Origin of the sequence: Niastella caeni, from assembly GCF_004834005.1 — a bacterium.
GTDB lineage: Bacteria > Bacteroidota > Bacteroidia > Chitinophagales > Chitinophagaceae > Niastella > Niastella caeni.
The window spans coordinates 393515-413208 of sequence record NZ_STFF01000005.1; the positions used below are offsets into that span (position 1 = coordinate 393515).

A 19694-nucleotide genomic window follows, 5' to 3' on the forward strand; every position below is an offset into this window, starting at 1 on the left:
ATCGAATGTAAAATAGGTAAACACTTAACCCTTTATGTTAGCCGCCCGTTTCACTGCTTTTATAATGCGGCTTTGTGTACCACACCGGCAAAGCGACCGTTCCAGGCCGGCGCGTATTTCCGCATCGCTGGGTTTAGGATTTTCATTTAATAAAGCAACTGCTGAAATTACCATTCCATTCATGCAGTACCCGCATTGCGCGGCCTGCTCCTGTACAAATGCTTCCTGTACGGGGTGAAGGGTGTCTTTTTGTGCCAGTCCCTCCAATGTAATAATGGTCTTGTTATTTACGGCTGAAACCGGTAGCATGCAACTGGGTTCGGCTTTTCCGTTCAACAATACCATACAGGCGCCGCATTGTTGTAAACCACAGCCATATTTTGGGCCGTTCAGCGCCAATTGGTTTCGCAATACATACAATAGCGGGGTCGATGGGTGAACCTGAACAGTATGCATTTTACCGTTAACATATAATTGAATAGTGGTTTCCATACCTATAAGTTAAGAAAAATTGTTCGATGGGCGTGAGTCGGAAATTTGAGCTTGAATATTACAGAGATGGAATGTTAAAATCTAAATAGAGAGAAGGCGTGCGCAGGAATTAAATTATTTCAGATAATCGGGGAAGAAATTAAAAACCAATTACCGGCTTTAGCACCTGTAGCTGCAACACAACAGGGCTAAAGTGTATGCCGGTAATGAATGTTTAACAAAATTGATTAGATGGTAAAGGTTGTATTGCACACCTTTTCAGTGAGCTTTTTGAGGGCTCGCATCGTTAGTTATTTTTTTGTCTTCCAATAACCCATTTGATTTAACCCACATGGACAGTGAAACAAGCGAAGTGAGTATCAGCAAACTCGATAGATTGTATTCGCCTTTTAAATACATTATGGCACTTACAACGCAGGTAACGACAATGCAGGCTAGTTCTAACAGCAGGTAGAAAATTTTCATTGGTACGGTTTATTTTTAAAGTGATCGAATAAATACGGGTTTACTTATCAGTTCATGCTGATAAAATACATGCTGCTACAGAAACGTTGGTTAATTCTGAGAAAATTGGAATTGAACAGAATGTCAAATGTGCGTAAGGAAATTGGAAATAGAATCGTGGGCAGTTAAATGTGCAAGGATATAATTGCGTTGCGTGCTTACAAATTTGGTAAGCAAATTTTAATAGTGCAAGCTTTTGTAGTGCTTTCTTTAGATATTTATTTTCTTAATGGAAAACCGCTTTAATTTACACGTGTTATGATTTTAAGCTGTTGTTTTTACAACTGAACAATATTATAAATCGCAACGGGAGGGTCGAAAGATTGATCGCTTTCGGGTTGGTTGTAGATCTTCTGCACGATGTCCATGCCTTTTATCACTTTGCCAAAGGCCGCATATCCCTGTTTGTCAGGATTGTTCTCGCCGCCAAAATCAAAGCCGGGTTGATCGGCCAGGCAAATAAAAAACTCACTGGTGGCAGTGCCTGGCGCTAACCGCGCTAATGATATTACCCCTTTCTTATGTTGTATATGGGTTTGCTGCGTGGTTTCATGCGGTATGCCTGTTAGGGTATCATGCACTTTGGGGTTCGATTTGTACATGCCACCTTGTATCAACTCCGCCTTTGGCGCATTGGAAGGTTGGTTCTCATCGTTCAACACGCGGTAAAAGGAGCTGTTGTTATAATAGTTTCTTTTCACATAGGAAAGAAATGCTGCTACCGTCTTTGGCGCCTGATCGGGATATAATTCTACTTCTATATCACCTTTACTGGTTTGTATTTCAATATGCGGGTTTTTGTATTTGGTTGAACAGGCGGCCATCAACAAAGCGATGGTAATAACAAGTAAATAGTGGTTACGCATTATAGAATTTTAACAATGCAAAATACGTTTTATTGCTTGATTGTTTTATTGTTTGATGGCTGGTTCTAATAATGTTAAAGAAATAAAAAGGCGAAGTTAACGAAGTCACAAATGGTCTTTTTAAAGTGAACCATGACTAAACCGGCAGCAAATTGGATGATCTTATATACGACCACTCTTTATTCACTTTTAAAACACCCGGTCATGAAATCAGTTTTACGCTTAACCTTTTTATTTGTTGCCATAGCTGCTTTATCCAGTTGTTCAAAAGTAATCGTTGAAGTACAACCTGCTATTACCGGTTCCTGGGTACTTACCGATGCCGCCCACAAAGATTCCTATGGTTGGTATACTGTTAACACAGGTATTGAAAATGGCGTTTTCACTTTCTATAGCAATGGTAGAGCCCGGTATGTAGAGAATGGCACTACGCTCGAAGGCACCTGGAACATACAAACTTTAACCAACGGTTATTACGATGAGTATGGTAACTACTATACCAATTCACACCAGGCTATGTCAATACACGTTTCGAACTATTATGGCGATGATACCATCGACATGTATTTTGACAATGTAAAGGTGTATTCCAATTCATTTGTAGGTACTAATTATAATAACAATTATATCGGCCGTTACCGGTTCAGTAGGTATTAATATAAGGATCTCAGAAGGGTTATAAATCGAAGAGCCATCCTGCTAATTGCGGGATGGCTCTTAACTTAGAATACTGTTTGTTTTACAAAGTCCCTTTCTTTGGTTGAAATTCCTGTTCCCATTTCTCCAGTTGATTTAATAGCTGATAGCTTGAAAGAATATCTCTTGCAAACGCTGCCTGTTTGTACGACAACTCGCCTGCTTTTCCCTCCGTCAGCAACCAGGCATTGTTTACCATTTGTTCCTGCGTGTAGCTGGCATCGCCCAGGTTATGATAGTAGCGCATTTGTTGCTGCAGGTCTTTTTTCATGGAAGCAGCTACTTTCTTCGCCAGTATAAGATCGTCTGACAAATAACAGGCTTCCAAAAACTGAAGGGAATATATATTGTGCATGTTGCCCCGGTTCGATGTCATACCATAAGGAATGTTCAATTCGCTTACATTATCATCGAAGCGATGTAAAACACGGCGTGCTTCTTCTTTCTTGCCGGCTTGTGCCAGGCTGCGTGCTACCTGGGCATGCGCCAGTTTAATGATGTTTATGCGGCGACGGTTCTCTTCATCAAAATAAACGCCATTTTTATTTGCATGTCCATAGCCGAATTGTTTCATGATGTTATTATAGGCCACCTCATTGTTCACGCCGCCGGTGTTGGTATTTTCAACAGGCACCAGTTGATAAGTGAGGCCGTTTGATCGGATGTATTTTTCCAGTCCAACATCCTGTGCTGTTCCGCTATTGGCAAAACAGACCGGCCGCTTCCAGTTATTGCCGGCAATAACCGCTAATATGGCAAGGTCATTCTTGAACAGGAAATTTTTATTGCTCAGATCAATATGCAGCGCGTCAACTATTTTGTCGTCGGCATTTACCGTTCCATTGGTTGTTACAGTTTTTACATCAACCGGCACACTGAATTTTTGTGTTGGCATTAAATGAAACAGGTCGCCATCTTCACTGGTAGTGGTATACCGCGGATCATCGCTGCCCACTACATTTTTAAGAATATCATGCAGGTCGTAATACTTGTCCGGTTCAAACCCCGGCATTTTTGAATAGTACACCACGTTTAGCCTGTCGCCGGCCACCTGTTCGGGTGTGAACACCACATTGAATGGATCGCTTTTATTTACCTTGTATCGCAATTGATCTATGCCCCAGTCGGTGCCAATAAGCGTACTCACCACTACGCGCACGTCTTTTCTAATGCCTTCCACTTCCTGGGCATACCATAAGGCATAGGAGTCGTTATCTTCTGCTGTAAATAATATGGCATTGGGCGGACAACTATTCAGGTAATTTCTGGCAAGGTCCAGCGCCAGTGTTTTCCGGCTGCGATCATGATCATCCCAGCCCTGCTGCGCCATCAATACAGGTACGGCCAGCAGGCAGATGGTACTGGCTGCGTAAGCGGCTACCGGTGTTTTGGTAATTTTTTCAAGCACCTGTTTTGCCCATAATACGCCTAATCCTATCCAAATAGAAAATGCATAGAAGGAACCAACAAAAGCATAATCACGTTCGCGTGGTTGATAGCCCGCCTGGTTAAGAAAGATCACAATTGCCAAACCGGTGCAGAAGAATAATAATCCGTTTACCAGCAGATCGCGGCGGTTACGTTTCCATTGAAACAATAAGCCCGCTACACCTAAAAATAGCGGCAACAAATAAAACTTATTGTATGCTTTGTTATCGATGTGCGTGCTGTCGGGCATTTTTGCCTGGTTGCCATACATGGCATTATCTATAAATGAAATGCCGCTGATGAAGTTACTATCGCGTGGATTGCCAAAGCCCTGCAGATCGTTTTGCCGGCCGGCAAAATTCCACATGAAATACCGCATATACATCCACCCTGCCTGGTACTTCGTAAAATATTCCAGGTTATCGCCCATGGTGGGTGTATCATCGGGCGAGAGTCCGGCAAATTGACGATAACAATCTACTTGCCCGCGTTCGTTATCTGCATCATACATGCGGGGAAAGAAATGCGATGAAGGCGCATTGCCCCAGTCTTGTTTGTACCGGGAACCTGTTACTTCGTATTTATCTTTCCCTTTTACATATTGATCACCGGTTTTAACAAAAGGCGCTTTGTCTGTAAAATCAGGCCCGAATAAAATGGGCCAGTCGCCATATTTTTCCCGGCTGAGATAGCCTTCGAGGTTAATAGGGTTGTCGATGTTGTACATGTCAACGCTGGGGTTGGCGTTTGACCTGATCATGGTGGTGAGGTAAGTAGAATAACCAAGCAGCATAAAGGCGCTGCTCCACAGGCCGAGTGTAAGATAGTTGAGTCTTTTTTTGTTGGCGTAGCGGATACCCCAGAAAATGCCTGCGGCTATCAGTAGAAAGAAGAAGGCAAAGCCAACATAGAAAGGCGTTCCCAGTTCGTTTACAAAATAAATATCAAATGCGCCTGCTCCTTTAATGGTGTATACAATAATGAATTTCATTACAAAGCCGGTGATTGCACAACCAGTAAGGAATGCAAGGATCGTGTTTCGCTTTGTTACTTTAAATCGTTTGAAATAATACACCATAATAATGGCGGGGATGGTAAGCAGGTTCAACAGGTGAACCCCAATGGAAAGGCCCATCATGTAAAAGATAAATATGAGCCATTTGTCGGCGCCGGGTTTATTTGCCTGCTGTTCCCATTTTAAAATGGCCCAGAATACAAGCGCTGTAAAGAATGATGATAGCGCATATACTTCTCCTTCAACGGCACTGAACCAGAATGAATCAGAGAATGTATAGGCAAGTGCACCAACCACACCGGCACTAATTATGGCGAAGATGGATTGCCGGGTAAGCGGTTCGTCATTTTTTTGTACCAGCTTACGTGCAAAGTGGGTGATGGTCCAGAATAAGAACAGAATGGTTAACCCGCTTACGATCGCGCTCATGCTGTTTACTGCCAGGGCAGCATTGTGTGGATCGTTTCCAAATAGAATAATAAAAAGCCGGGCTATTAAAATAAACAAGGGGGCGCCGGGTGGGTGAGGAATACCCATGGTGTATGCTGTTGAAATAAATTCACCGCAGTCCCATAGGCTAACAGTTGGTTCCATCGTTAGCAGGTAAACGGTACAGGCGATAGCGCATACCGTCCATCCTGCCAGGTTGTTCACTTTGTTGAAGTTCATTATTATGGATTTAAAGTTGTGACTATTTAAATAAGTTTGAACAATAGACATCCTCCACCCATTTTCACGGGTGGTATACTTTAATCCCTATGCTGATTCGGTAATTACAAAGTGCCTTTCTTTTCCAAGAGGTTAAACTTTGGAAAAAGTTGATATTCCAACAGCCGCTTAAATTTCGAATATATTTTGCAGGATTTTGGTATTGGGACGCAGTGAATATTGCTATAGAAACGTTAATAATTTTAACAACACCCTTAGTAAGCGGTTAATTTTGACCTCGCCAAAGTTATATATGAATTAATAAAAATATAGTGCGTGCATAATGGCATAAATTTTTCATCACTTGCTAATACAACCTACCAATATGAAATATTCCTTAATGGTACTGGCGGTTTTGCTGGTTACCGGTATCTTCAGCGGTGCTCATGCACAAAAATTATTTTTCCTGTTTGCACATGGGCAGTATGCGAGTCCGGTACAGAGCAGTTTCAAAAATGATTACAACTTTGGATTGGGTGCAGAAGGCGGGGTTGGTATAGGCACCGGAAAAACTTTCTTTACCGGTACGGTTGGGTATACGGTGTTTGATGCCAGATCTGGGGAGGTGGGTAATATTACTTATGTTCCTATGAAGGTTGGGTTGCGCAGATATTTTTTACCGGCTAATTTATTGTTTATTCATGCCGATGCGGGCGTGGCTCACATAAAAGATAAGACCACTAATTCTACTTATTCCCGCTTTACCGCCGACGTAGGCGCTGGTGCGAAGCTGGGCCCGTTTGAAGTAGGCGTTGCTTACGATGGTTTTTCCCGCAGCGGATCATCGGGCTATGCTTCTTGGCTGGCGTTTAAAGCCGGGTGGAGGTTTGGGTTATAGTTTTTAGTTCCTGAGTTGATAAGTTGACGGAGTTCATAAGTTATTTAGTTTGTAAGTTCTTAGTTGGAAATCATTGTTTACCTTATAAAAATAAAGGGGTTGCCATAGTAATGTGGCTCGCCCTTTATTTAATAGTGTTCACTAAAAGCGTAACCTTCTTTTTCTGACTATATCATTATATATGTTATCTAATCCAGTAGTTTTATAGTTCATTTTTAATTTCAGAAATAGTCTCCAAAAACCTTTTCTCCTGCTTAATATCCTTCTGCCACGCCAGATCCCGCTCAATCAGATCTATTTCCTTCTTAATAGTAGCGCCGGCTTTATCGGGTTCATTACCTAAAATGAAAACCGTATCTGAAATGGCTACGCTTGTTTCAATATCGTGCGAAACAATGATCAGCGTTTTCAACTCATCTGACAGCGATACCTGCAATAACAACTCCACCGCTTTGTCAAGCATACATACGTCCAGTCCGCTGAAGGGTTCGTCGAGTAAAATAAAATCTGAACCTTTTAATAGCTGCTGCATGATGCTTACGCGTTGACGCTGCCCGCCAGATAATTGTTTCGGATATAATTGCAGGTGACCGGTTAAGTGAAACTGTTCTGCATACTGCTCTATGGTTTGTTTTTCCATGCCAAACAAAGCCTTATTCTTTTTGGCCGCCAGTAATAGCGATTGATACACAGTTCGCCATTCAAACAGGTAATAGTTCTGGAAGATAACTCCCATATCACCGGCCTTAACCGGTTTGTTGTTGTGAATGGTAACCTGTCCGGCAGTGGGTGATTGCAAACCCGACAATATTTTAAACAATTGCGTTTTACCAATACCACTGCGGCCGATCAGGGTTACTACCTGTCCCTGCGATAAACCCGGCCGAACAATATTCTTTATACAAAAATTAATATCGCGCAGAATAGGCCGGTCGTACGTAAGCGCCACGTTCGTAACCTGTAAAACCACCTCGCCCTTGGTATGTTTTGTCATGATGCTTTTGCTGTTTTTAATTTGCTATACGGGAATAACCAGTGCCGAATAGTACCCAGTAAATAATCGAAACATAAACCGATCATAAATATTACCAGTTGTAAAGCCAGTACATTCGTAAGGTCGTTGTACTTGTTGTATTTGATCAGCAATGTACCGATGCCGCCTTCACTCATGCTCAATCCTTCTACCATCGTGATCATTAGCCAGGAGATGGCAAAGTTCTGACGCAGGATCTCAAACACCTGGTCGGCCTTGCCAATGATAATTACTTCATACAATGTTTGCCAATGATTATACCCCAATGTTTTACATAAGTCATATTCCTGCGGGTTAATGTTAACGATAACCGACAGAAAAGAGGTTACAAAAAAGGGTACGATACCGAATACGAGTAATGATAATTTTAACTGGCTGCCATCTTTTGTTAGCAACGTGAAAATAAAGATCAAACCCGTGAGGGTAAGGTACCGGCATTTCACAATGAACTGCGCAATGCTTTTGAAAAACGGTAGTACTGATAAATAAGCAAACAACAGGGTAATTAATATTGAGTACAGCATGGCTTTTAAAGTCAGCAGCAGGCTCACCAGTATATTGTCGAGCAACAATTTGCTGCCCAACAAGTGCATGAAAGCTTCGGCTACTTTACCGGGTTTGGGAATCAGCCCGTCTGAAAACACCTGCCATAACAATAAAGTAATAACCACCTGCACGGCCACCATCATCAGAAAAGTTTGCCGGTTGATCGTAGCAAATGGCTGGATTATCTTTTTCATAATTGGTTCCTTGAAATTTCTGTGGCATCAGGTTTATCTATGCCACGTTGGTTGTTCTATTGATACAGGCTAGTGGTATGTAGCTAGTGGCTAGTGGGGGTAATTCGGACCTCGCTATTGGTTATTAACCTAGCTCCCAGGGCTCCCCCACCAGCTCCTCACTACTAGCTACCAGCTGCGTCATGGCTGCAACCCCATGACACAACTTTTTATGATACTGATAGCAAAACTTAATGCTGAACACAAACTGTATTGCTTACAGCCTGAAGCTTACAGCTTGTATTTTTCTTACTCACCTAACACAATCTCAACACGACGGTTCTTACTTCTACCAGTTTCCGTTGTGTTATCGGCAATTGGTTTTTCAGCGCCATAACCTTTGGCTTCTATCTGGTTTTGTTTCAAACCTTTTTTAAGCAGGTACACTTTCACAGCTTCCGCTCTCTTTTGTGACAGCGGTATGTTTATGTCGTCGCTACCTTTATTATCGGTGTGGCCATATACACCCAGCTTTAAACCTTCCGCCACAACAGCAGATGTAAATATTTCATCCAGTAACCTGTACGAACCTTGTTTGATGGTAGCAGAGCCGGTCTCAAACTCAATGCTGTACGATTTGGACGATACCGTTTCAGTGATCTGGTCGGCATATTTAGTTTCTATAGCCTTCCCCTGTAACAATTCGGGGTGGTTTGCGATCACACTGAACAGGAACGATTTGTCAACAGCCTTTTCGTACGGTAAAAAGCTAGGCATTATGCCGGGGTACATTTTCACCATCAGGTTACCGAAGGTGTTGTACACCGCTTTATAACGGTCTACTTTATCATCGCCAAGTCCATAGGTATTGGCCATGTCGTTCAGGTTAAACACGGCAGAACCACCAAGGGATACCTTCAGGCCCTGAGCGTCTTTTTCTTCCACACCGTTAAAGTATTTCAACCAGTAAGCGGCATTTTGTTCCTGGTACAGTTTGCTGCTTATTTCAGCCGCAAATTGTTTGGCTTCGGTAAACGAACGTACCTGGTCGCCGGCTTGTGCCAGGGCAATGATCATGTTCTCGATATCGGTCCGGTGATCATTTGCCCATTTTTTAATGGCAATGGTTTGGTTACTCATTTGCGATGCGTACTGGCGTGTGCTGGCGATGGTAACAAGTCCACCTTTTTTAGTGGCGACATTTACGTCACCGGGCGTCCAGGTGGCTACACCATCTACGGCAACGGTAGTATCGGTACCGGTTGTTTTGCCATTTACGATCAGCTTCCTTTTTTCGGTATAACCGGTGATGTACTTGTTAGGCGCATCGAGGAAGTCGTTGGCGGCAATGATGTTGATGGCATTACCGTCGTACGTGGTTTCATCAGGGTTTACTTTCAACCCGTTGTCACCGGCCCATTTCAACAGAATGTTGATGTCGCCGTCGCGCAATACACCGGCTACGCATTTACCGATCGCATTGTGCGGGTCCTGTTTCCACGACAAAGGCCCCATCACCTGGTCTTCTCCATACGATTTACCGTGAGTAACCGGAATAATAATGGGTTGGTATTCGGCCCCCAGGGGTTCCAGCTCTTTAGCGAGCGAGGTCATAAAGGCCGGCATACCGTCACCCATGAAGGTGATGAGCACACCAGGTGCATTCGGATTATTTTTATAATCGTTGGCAAATTTTACCAGGTCGGCCATTTGCTTGTTACAGTCATCCTGACGGACGTAGGTAACATCCAGGCGTGCCTTATCGAACAACGAGCCTTTCGTAGTGCGTACGCCACCGTTAGCGTACATGCCGCTGAACTGGCTGTTCCAGGCCATGCGTTCCCAGGTAATTTGCGTACCGCCGTTTACGGCTTGTTCATCTGAGGGTAATGCTAACTTAACTGCATCACCATGTAAGGAAGCTTCCGGGGCATCGGGTAAGGCTACTTTACCTACTTCAATGGAGCCGGTTACTTCTTTCGGCCGGTTTTGATACCATCTTACGGCGAAGATGCCTGCTGTTACTAATGCAGCGATGATCAATACTTTTCCGGCGGGTTTTAATTTGAGTGCCATTTTCTATTTTAATTTTTATAGTTGTTTAAATTGTTTGTTTTGTTTTCATAAGGTATCAGATGCCGTGAAACGGTTAATCTAACAACCCACGATATCTGTCTGGTGTAGAAATGCCTTTCAACTTTCCGTTATCACTATTCTTATCCAACGCATTTTGCGTATAGTTGAAATCGCTTTGCATATCAAACTGGTTGATCAGTTCTATGGCCTGGGCCGATTTGGCTTTATCTTCCAACACCTTATCATCCATGAAGCGAGAGGTGACGTCTATGGCCGATTTAATATGGCCGATCTTTTCACCGATCTGTACTTTCAGGATGGCCAGGGCTTTCTCGGCATCCTGGTTCAGTTCATCATCGCCCTTGAACGCTTTCATGGCGCTTGTTACGGCCGATAAACCGGTTGTTACCGAATAGTACAGGTCTTTTTTAGCTTCCAGGTCCAGCTTAGCATCTTCCAGCATAATACCGCTCTCTTCATAGGCTGCATCGGCAAATTTTATCAGCTTGTTCAGGTCGCCCACTATGGGGGTTACATTGTCGATGTATTCCCGGCAACGCAAAACATTGTTGGCATACAGATCAACCTGTCGACTGTTCTTGCCTTGTTCAGTTTGCAGGATCTTTACTTTTTGTATGTTCAACTGCAACTCTTTTTCTTTATCGGTCAGTTTGTCTACCAGTTCGCTTTGCTTGCCTTTTAATTTGGCGGCCTGTTGGTACAATGTATTTCTATCCTTATAACCTTGCTCAATTTTGGCTTGCAGTATATTGAACGGGTTCAATTCAATGGCAATACCAATGGTGTAGTTGGCAATAAATTCTGAGAGGTATTTTAAGGCCCGCCAGAATTTTTTATTGGTTACGATCATCAGCAAAAAGCCAAGGATCACACCGCCAATTACCAGGTTCACCAGGTTCCAGGTTACGGTTACCAGCCACGGCAATACGTACGTTAAAAAGCCATACGCCAGGCCGGCAAATAAGGAGATGCCTATTATGGTAGTGGCCAGGTTCTTTGGCTCCGAGAACCAGCCGGGTGTTTTTGTTTTTTGGATCGGGTTAATCATTTTTGTGATGTTTTTATATGTATCGTTTAATTTTTTCCATATCCCAGGCAATACGGTTCTTCATGGCCTCACTCTCATTTTTATATCCGCCCGTATTGGCCTCTATCTTTGCTTCATTCTCTTTTATTTCGCTTTGCAGGTTCAGTAATTCGTTTTGCAACGCACTTATTTCCTGCGTTAACTGTTGAATGCGGTTGTCTTTTTCTTCCATCAGCTTTTTCTTCTCATGCACTTTTTCCTGTAAGGCGGCATCTACTGAACTGTGAAAGTTCTTCGCATCCGTTTCCAGTAACTGCAGGTATTGCGTAGCGCTCGACAATAATTTTTGTTTGTCGAGGCCTTGCACGCTCAACCCTGCAAAAGCGGTAGTGTAGCGTACCTGTTCATCGGGAACAGCCTGCATTACTTCGATCATTTTACTGAACTCGAAGTAATCGGGTCCCGGCATGTTGGCTTCTTTGAACAGCTTTTCAAAGTAATCTTTGAACTTGCTGTTTACCGGTGATGCATAACTGTTATGAGCAGTTGTGTTGGTGAAGGTGGGTGATGGATTCGCCTGCTGAAAGCTTTGCGTTGCCGTTGAGGCCGGCGCACGGTCTTTTTCTTCAGCCTGCTTATCTTCTTCCTGCTTTTTGTCGTCGCTTACCTCCACGAAAGCCGACAAAATTTTCTTTCCTAAGTTGGCCATAGTTGTTTTTTTAAGTGTTAAAACATTCCCCTTCCCCTCTTCGCCTGCAGCTATAAGCCACATGAGGAGGGGCAATAGTATGTATAGCTCATCCGGTGAGGGAATCACCTGATAAGACAATTAAATGTCATTGTTCACGAATGCCCGCATAGTACGGTCACTCATAACAGTTGTATCTGTTATGCCATTTGCAATTCTGCCTTGTTAGCTTAACTGAAAGTAATTCAGAAGGGCAGTGTGTCCCTGATTATAAGGGTTCCGGCCATAGGAGGACCTATCTCTGACTTCCTGATCTCTACTGCGGGTATAACTGACTGTTGTTGCTCATATCGTAGTTCATACATCTTATGTCGCAGCGTAAATAAAATTATTACAGCTATCAGTGGACCGATCCAACATTTAATTTTCATCGTTGTAAACATTGAGCATGGGAATAACTGTACGCGGCGAACTGCCGCATATGTGTAAATGCCTGAGTATAGATTACTCAGTGAATCTTTTTACGAGGAATTAAAATCTGATTGCTGGTGGTTTAACCCGTTGGCGGAAGCGGGCGAAGAGAAACTCTAAGTAGTGGTTCATGTTAGTTGGAGAAGTATCTCCTGTTTAATTACAAGTCAAAGGTATAGGGGTGTTAACATTTCGTTTAGAACATCCGACATGAACGGCAACTTTTGTTTGCCAACCGGTAAAGTATGTGTGATGATCGGTAAAAAAGGCGGCTAAAAGCGAGAATAACCGGGTAAGTGGTTGATAATCTATGGGTAAGTGGGTAGTTTATTACCTGGGAGGGCCGGAAAGAGGTTGCCGTAGATCAACCTTAAAAGCACCTCGTTGATACCTCTTATCTTAAGGTTATCTTAAGCTGATCTCAGGGTCATCCTAGGGTTTTAACCCTAGGATGACCCCAGGATAACCTTAGGATGACCCTGGGATATAAAGTTGCATCGTGGTTCCATCGACCTGGTTAAGTCAGTTTTGCACCTAAGCAAGTAAGCGGTCAAAAATAATTTCAGGGCGCTATTGGAAAATAAAGCGTGCTGTAAAAAAAGCCGCTTTTTCATGTTGAGATAACTAGATGGCAAAAAAATGGGACTAACCTTTTGGGTCAGTCCCGGTGCAGATTGTTTCAGGTTCTTACTTAATCGGGGCTTCCCCCTTCTTCACACAAATTGAGCAGAACTATCTTATTTGCTTTGCAGCATTGTGAGCAATTTTTTATCGAGCTTGTAGCCGTACCAATCCTGGTATTGCACATCGGCGCGGTTTGAGTTCAAAATGCCGAAGTCACCTTTCAGTTCCCACAAGGCGAAACCAATTCCGTTTGTGGTGAGAATATCCAGCACATCGCCAAACCAGGCCAGGAATACATTGTGTGGAGTATCTTTCACGCAACCGCATTCGCCGCAATGCACGCCTACACCTTGTTTTACCAGGTTCAACCAGGGTTTGTAATATTCTTCAAGCATGGCGCGACTGAAATAGCGGCCTCCTACAGTACCGGGCCACAATGGTGTTGGCTGGTATGCCGGGTCGGGATAAACCCAGGGCGCTTTGTAATGCGAGATCTCAAAGGGATAATAACCGCGGCAGCTTTGTCCAATGTTCAAATCAACCAGTTCGGGAACAATATCCGACCCGCCATTATTACCATCGGCAATTACATAAGAGGCCGGGTTCTCTTTACGAATAGCCGTAGTGGCTGCCAGCGCTAATGTGCGATAGAGTGTGCCTGGAACGGCAGTGGTCTTTGACGAGGTATCGTTAACATTATCGCGGTAAGCAGGTTCATTCAACAGGTCGAAGCTGATCTTCCGGTATGAAATGTTTTTGAACCGTTTTGCCCAAAAGCTCCAGTGATGCACAAATGCGTCCTGCGCTTTTTTCTCCGTCCACAAATTATAAGGCTCGTGGTAACCGGTGCTGATGCAATAGCCGGGCGCGCGGTGCAAATTCAGGCTCACATGCAGGTTATACTTCTGCGCCAGGTAAATGGTTTTCTCAATCTGGTTCACCTTGTTCTCATCGATTTTGTATACATCGTCGGCAGTAATGTACTTCTGTTGAGGGGTAATGTTCAGATAAGTGGGGTAAGCAACCGGTATTCGAATGAAATCAAATCCCCAGTCGGCCACCCATCTGAAGAATTCTTCCGGCGTGTTACCGCCTACATACCAGGGATCGGGTTGAAAGTAATCTGCGATGTTAAACCCTTTCCATTTGGGTAATTTGTTTTTTACAGGTGAGTTTTTCAAATTGATCGCTGCGATCTCTGGTAATACTTTAGTGCATCCTACTATTTCCGCCACAGCGGCCAGCCCAACATTTCTCAGGAATGTCCGGCGGTTCAGGCCTTTGTTCATTGTCATAAACTCCAAGGATTTTAAAGTGAGAAAAAAATTCCGCTACAATTAATGGAAGTCTTATCCAGCATTAAACGTACCAAACTGTTTCCTAAACGATTATTTTACAAATAAAATTGCCGTGTTTTTGGCGGTTGCCAAACAGTCAGAACCAGTGCGGTTATTGATCACTGATACTGTTGGTTCCCAAATTAATATTGCAGGTAACCGGTGCGGTATGATTGATAACAAATAAAAAAGCCACCGCGAAGGTGGCTTTTTCTGTACCTGTTAAACTAGAGAACGATAACCCTCTTAGAAGCAACTCTTTTATTATTTTTTTCAAATACTGTTAGATAATAAATTCCCGGTGTCATTGAGACAGTCCGCATAAGGTATTCTGTTTGTCTGTATCGGGTAATGTGTATAGATTTTTCTACAAACTTTTGCCCCGTTACGTTATGTAACTCTATTCGGTAAGTGTTTTCGGGTAATCCTTTTAATTGCACACAGATCTTGTCGATAATCGGGTTGGGTGCAATTGCTACATGAACGCCTGGCGTTTCAAGGAAGAACGTTAGTAGGTTCGAATACTTGTAAGTGGTATTATGATCGATCATTTTTAACCGGTAATAATTAATACCGGCGGTGGCGCTTTTGTCGGAAAAGGCGTAGTCAATGTGGTTGGCGTCTTCCCAGGGAAATACCATGCCGATGGTTTCGAAGTGAACACCGTCACGGCTTCTTTCTATTTCAAACCGGTTCAGGTTTTCTTCGTGGCTGGTTTTCCAGTGCAGGTTGATAGTAGTGTTCTTTTCCTGGCCTTTAAATTCTACCAGCGTTACCGGTAGCGGCGCGCTGCCGATGCACAGTTGAGGATTGAATAAAAACGCTTTTCCCGGTCCATTGTCTCCCGCCACGAAATCGAACAACAAGCCCAGCGTGCTGCCAAGGTTCAGCAGGCTGTTGTTGAAATCAAGCGCCGCCGAAGGCGAGCCGGCTAAAATGCGGGGTGATGAACCTAAACCACGCGTTTCTGCAACGCCGGCCACACTAAACCCAAACAGCGAAACCGCATTTACCGAGAGGAATTCATTGCCATGATCGGCCGAAGCAGTATAAACCGGTGTGTTGGCATATGTACCGCCTGCATTGCCCAGGTAAACATATACTGCACCACCTACTGCGTTTGCCTGCAGTTGGGCCAATGTGGCGCCAGATGATAACGGTTCTCCAATAACCAGGTCGGTGTTGCCATCGCAATTCACATCGTAAGCATTATCTATGGCGGCGCCAAACAGCACATTCAGGTTGAGGGTATTCAACACCGACAGTAAAGGGGTGGAGCGCGGCGATTCCAGCACCTGATCGCTGGTTACTGCGCCGGCAGGCGAACTGGTTTTCTTCTTAAAAATATGTGCGTTGCCGCTTTGTATGGTTAAGCTGAGGGCATTGGGCAATAAGCCACCGGTTGGTGCGCCAACAGCGATATTGCCGTTGCGGGCGCCACTCAATCCCTTTATGCCTTTCACCTTATAGCCAAACAAATTGGCGGCGTTTGATAACAAGCTGCCACCGGTTGGTTTCAGCGTTGTGCCAATGGTGTTGGTAATACCTGAACCGGTTCCGTAATAAACGTATGCGGTTCCGCTTAAAACCTCACCGGTTAATAAACCACCCAGCGACGACAGGTCAACACCGGCGGGAGCGCCGGCTACCACGTCGGCAAACCCATCTCCATTATAGTCGCCCACGCCATCAACGCTAAATCCAAATAATAAACCGCTATGCCCAAGTGAAGGGAACGATGGCAAGCCCAATAAACCGGCAGTTGGGGTTTGTAGCTGCTCAGGAGAAGCGGTAGTTAGGTTATTGGAATAATAAACAAAGGCGGCGCCATTCTGCACGGCTGATAAGCTGGTGCCAAGGTAAGCGGGCGAGCCAACAATGATGTCGGATCTGCCATCTCCATTCAGGTCATCGGTAGCGGCCACAGAAAAACCAAAAAGGGCATTCACCGTTATATTGCTTGCCAACACGCCGGCAATGCCCGCACTGAAAAAACCCGTGCCCTGTAATTTTATTTCAATGAAATCAGTTGGGTTGGCATTGGCCGAACTGCCACCGGGATATACGTATACTTTTCCTGCTTTTAACGTAACGGAAGTAGCGCCCAACACACCCGATGCGGTGGTGGTATATGAATCGAGCGGGGCGCCTACAATAATATCATTGATGCCATCGCCGGTAACATCACCTGCATCTACACTATGGCCGAACAGTGCACCTGCTACCGCAGTATTGGGTTGCAGGGTTTTGGCCGGCATTGTTGACAATCCGGCGGGTGAACCATAAAATACAAACACGGCTCCAACACTGGCCAGCGAACCGCTGCCACTGAAAATATTTGTTAAGGCCGGCGCGCTGATAGCGGCATCACCATAACCATCTCCGTTCACATCCCCTAAACCGGTTACAGCATATCCATATAAGGAGGAATGCAATTGTTCGGTAGTTAAACCGCTAACCAGGCCATCGGCAGAGGTGCTCCACTCCGGTGTTTTACTTAACGAGTAATTGGTTGCCGGGCTACCGGGCATGTTGGTAGCGTTATCATACGAGCGCGTACTATTTATTTGTTCTTGCAATTGTTGTATGTTCTTAACTGCCAGGTTATACCAGGCGGATGAGATTTGAGCAGTTACCTGCGTATTTTGTGCTTGGATGGTAGAAGAGAAGGGTAGGGAAAAGGCAATAATCAATAGGGTGAAAATGTTTGGTTTCACTTGTAATAGTTTTTGTGGTTAACAGTAATAACTCCCATGGCCTATGCACCAGCCATTGCCGGTAAATACATATGCATTGTTAGGTTAGCATTGATGAGTTGATTAATGGAGCTAAGCAATATTGGAATTGTAAAAGCGAAAGTGGCCGGTTGGCTTTTCTGTAAATATTGGAGTAGTGTTCCGGATCGATCGATGTTGCTGATGTAAAGGTATACTGGCCCTTGTGTTTCTTTTACCCCTTTTCATTCAAAGAATACCGGTATCGGGTCAGGAAACACTTAGTCTTATGGGTTATATAATATATTAATTGATAAATGTCAAAATCGATCTATCATAGCCCTGCTGGTAAGGGGAAATGCTTACCGATAATCAATGTTTCTGCTCAAATGGACAAATGCCGTTATTTATAAGGGTTCATCCCGATGGTTCAGGTGTATACTATATATGATCATTGGTAATAATACCTGATTTGCAGTTAGTAGCATTATGTCAAAAACCTTTGTAACCATAATCAAACCCAATTGTGTAATGAAAAGCTATTCAATTCGTGTAGGTAAGATCGATCAGGAGGATGATTTTAAAGAACTGGCGCTTGAAACCGGTGGTGAATTGGAAGAGAGCAATACCCTGATCAGGTTTTCGGGAGAAATGGGACATGGACAAATCAAGAAATGGCATCTGGATGCCGGGCTGTACATGCGGGTATGGGATCTATACCTACAGAAGCCGGTTGAATTGCTTAAAGAAGCTTTGCCCGTTTATATTGCCAATAACGGTTTTAGTTTGCTGTGTGTTAATTCACCTGAATCGATCGATTTAAAAAGTATTAACCAGCATCAGCAATTTAATAAAGTACGTGAGCGTCGATTTGCGCTGGTGCCCGACGCTGTGAATGCCGGGTTGCAATTACACCCGCACCAGCCGGTGCAGTTGATCGAGTTCAGCATATCGGCCTACTGGCTTAAACAGCAGCCAGGATTTGTGCACATTGCCCAGTATTTTAATGATGGTGTTATGGACGATAATGGTTTGCAGGTATTGATAGAGCCCTGTTCTACAAAAGCAAATCAGTTGGCTGCAAAGCTGATGGAGAGTTTGGCAGACAAGAAAGCAACCGCTGGCGACCTGTTTTCCTTCGCCACCGATTTGATAACGGATTTCATGACCGCAGTTTCGCGGGTGGAAACTGATAAAACTTCGGGCAACATTGACCTCTATTATGAAAAGGTAAAGGAAGCCGAAGCTATTTTAATGTCGTATTTGCAAAAAATGCCGCCTCGTATGGGCATTATTGCCAAAACAGTGGCCCTGAGCGAATCTACACTAAAGCGGTATTTCAAGCTTATTTATGGCAAAAGCATTTATGAGTACTACCTGAATAAGAAAATGGAATTAGCCAGAACGTTACTGTTACAGAAACCCCTTTCTGTAAACGAAATAGCAGAACTAATGGGTTATGAAAAGGTGAGCCATTTTATTGAAATATTCAAGAAACACCATGGCTGTTCACCCGGCAGTATTAAAATTAAGAAGAAGCAGCTGGAGGTTACAAGTTAACCAGGATCAAGGCTGTATTTCTTTTCGCTTACAGCTTTAGCCTTGTAGCTTTAGGCTGTATTCCATTAGCACATTAACTAATTAACCTTTGTCCCCTAAGTCGGCGTGCAGTAAAAACCCTGCGAAGCTACGTGCTTTGTAGGGTTTCTTTTTTTAGAATCCTAAACGTGCCAGGGGTTGAAAAACATAAGGCTCTTGCCGGGCGGGCTCTTTGAACAACCAGGTATAGAACCGGTTCAGCAATCCCATGAAGTTATGTTTATAAGTAAACCGGGGTTGATTAATATAATATCTGGCGCTGCCGATCTTAACCTTTACCAACACCATTTCTTTAAAGGCCTTTTCTTTAATTTCATCAGATAAACCTATCAGGCCATTTAATTCTTCGGGATCGGTTATAATATAAGCCTTACCGGTTATTTGCAGGTAATAACCTTTACCCTTGCGGTAAAACTGCATGTGAACCGGAAACTGCCGGTCAAACTCCTGTAGTTGTTGTTCGGGCCGGTTGGTGAAGAACCAGATATTAGCCAGTTCATCAACTTTTATAATAGAAACGATAGTTGTTGGGAATTTTAACACGCCTCCTCCTAAGTTATAAAACAACGCACTGCCTATTCCCTGTATTTTGTCCTGTAAGAACGGTATACTGTCAGCAGGTCTCATATGTGTGTTTTAGGTTAAGTAAAATTCAAAACGAATACCAGTAGCATAATGTACCGTATGCGAAGTTTCCTTCTCCTTTCCCGTAGAGTTTTTTCTACACATGCTTAGCCTGACTGGCTATTACCGTGGCATTTGTTTTTTACTATATCTGTACAATCTTTTTTTCACCACAAAACATTGCGTTATGGAAAGATCAGGAAGAAGTGCAAAA

Annotated in this window: 14 protein-coding genes; 3 read left to right on the forward strand and 11 right to left on the reverse strand. The window is 43.7% G+C overall.

All coding sequences use genetic code 11. From position 1 onward, the window contains the following. Window positions 1-24: 24 nt before the first annotated feature. Complete coding sequence (locus FAM09_RS19355; protein ID WP_136578784.1) at window positions 25-492, reverse strand: (2Fe-2S)-binding protein; 468 nt, start codon at window positions 490-492, stop codon at window positions 25-27. Between the two features lie 782 nt (window positions 493-1274). Beyond that, on the reverse strand, window positions 1275-1862 hold the full coding sequence (locus FAM09_RS19360) for a peptidylprolyl isomerase (protein ID WP_136578785.1): 588 nt from the start codon (window positions 1860-1862) through the stop codon (window positions 1275-1277). A 204-nt stretch (window positions 1863-2066) separates the two neighbouring features. On the opposite strand from FAM09_RS19360, the gene FAM09_RS19365 reads away from it, so the two are divergent. Further along, window positions 2067-2519, forward strand: coding sequence for a hypothetical protein (locus FAM09_RS19365; protein WP_136578786.1), 453 nt, complete (start codon window positions 2067-2069; stop codon window positions 2517-2519). A gap of 82 nt (window positions 2520-2601) precedes the next feature. Here FAM09_RS19365 and FAM09_RS19370 read toward each other — a convergent pair whose 3' ends face one another. Beyond that, window positions 2602-5670 (reverse strand): glycosyltransferase family 117 protein, encoded by a 3069-nt coding sequence (locus FAM09_RS19370; protein WP_136578787.1) that lies wholly within the window; start codon window positions 5668-5670, stop codon window positions 2602-2604. A gap of 364 nt (window positions 5671-6034) precedes the next feature. Between FAM09_RS19370 and FAM09_RS19375 the strand changes: the two genes are divergently transcribed. After that, window positions 6035-6547, forward strand: a complete 513-nt coding sequence (locus FAM09_RS19375; RefSeq protein ID WP_136578788.1) for a hypothetical protein — start codon at window positions 6035-6037, stop codon at window positions 6545-6547. 202 nt (window positions 6548-6749) lie between these two features. Here the strand turns inward: FAM09_RS19375 and FAM09_RS19380 are convergent, their stop codons facing one another. The 7 genes from FAM09_RS19380 to FAM09_RS19410 all read right to left on the reverse strand — a co-directional run bounded on the left by FAM09_RS19380 (window position 6750) and on the right by FAM09_RS19410 (window position 17260). Beyond that, complete coding sequence (locus FAM09_RS19380) at window positions 6750-7541, reverse strand: ABC transporter ATP-binding protein (protein WP_136578789.1); 792 nt, start codon at window positions 7539-7541, stop codon at window positions 6750-6752. Beyond that, a complete protein-coding gene (locus FAM09_RS19385) occupies window positions 7538-8320 on the reverse strand; it encodes an ABC transporter permease (protein ID WP_136578790.1) in 783 nt (260 codons plus the stop codon). Before FAM09_RS19385 ends, FAM09_RS19380 begins: the two co-directional genes overlap by 4 nt. Before the next feature lie 288 nt (window positions 8321-8608). Next, complete coding sequence (locus FAM09_RS19390; protein WP_136578791.1) at window positions 8609-10375, reverse strand: OmpA family protein; 1767 nt, start codon at window positions 10373-10375, stop codon at window positions 8609-8611. 73 nt (window positions 10376-10448) lie between these two features. Next, window positions 10449-11444, reverse strand: a complete 996-nt coding sequence (locus tag FAM09_RS19395; protein WP_136578792.1) for a hypothetical protein — start codon at window positions 11442-11444, stop codon at window positions 10449-10451. Window positions 11445-11457: 13 nt separating this feature from the next. Then, entirely contained in the window at window positions 11458-12132 is a 675-nt protein-coding gene (locus tag FAM09_RS19400; protein ID WP_136578793.1) for a hypothetical protein, read from the reverse strand. A 1187-nt stretch (window positions 12133-13319) separates the two neighbouring features. Beyond that, a complete protein-coding gene (locus tag FAM09_RS19405) occupies window positions 13320-14501 on the reverse strand; it encodes a glycoside hydrolase family 5 protein (protein WP_136578794.1) in 1182 nt (393 codons plus the stop codon). Window positions 14502-14770: 269 nt separating this feature from the next. Then, entirely contained in the window at window positions 14771-17260 is a 2490-nt protein-coding gene (locus FAM09_RS19410; protein ID WP_136578795.1) for a T9SS type A sorting domain-containing protein, read from the reverse strand. Between the two features lie 528 nt (window positions 17261-17788). Here FAM09_RS19410 and FAM09_RS19415 point away from each other — a divergent pair. Beyond that, window positions 17789-18817: a helix-turn-helix domain-containing protein gene (locus FAM09_RS19415; RefSeq protein ID WP_166437204.1), complete on the forward strand. Its 1029-nt coding sequence runs from the start codon at window positions 17789-17791 to the stop codon at window positions 18815-18817. Between the two features lie 153 nt (window positions 18818-18970). On the opposite strand, the gene FAM09_RS19420 is transcribed toward FAM09_RS19415, so the two are convergent. After that, entirely contained in the window at window positions 18971-19483 is a 513-nt protein-coding gene (locus tag FAM09_RS19420; protein WP_136578797.1) for a pyridoxamine 5'-phosphate oxidase family protein, read from the reverse strand. Window positions 19484-19694 lie beyond the last annotated feature (211 nt).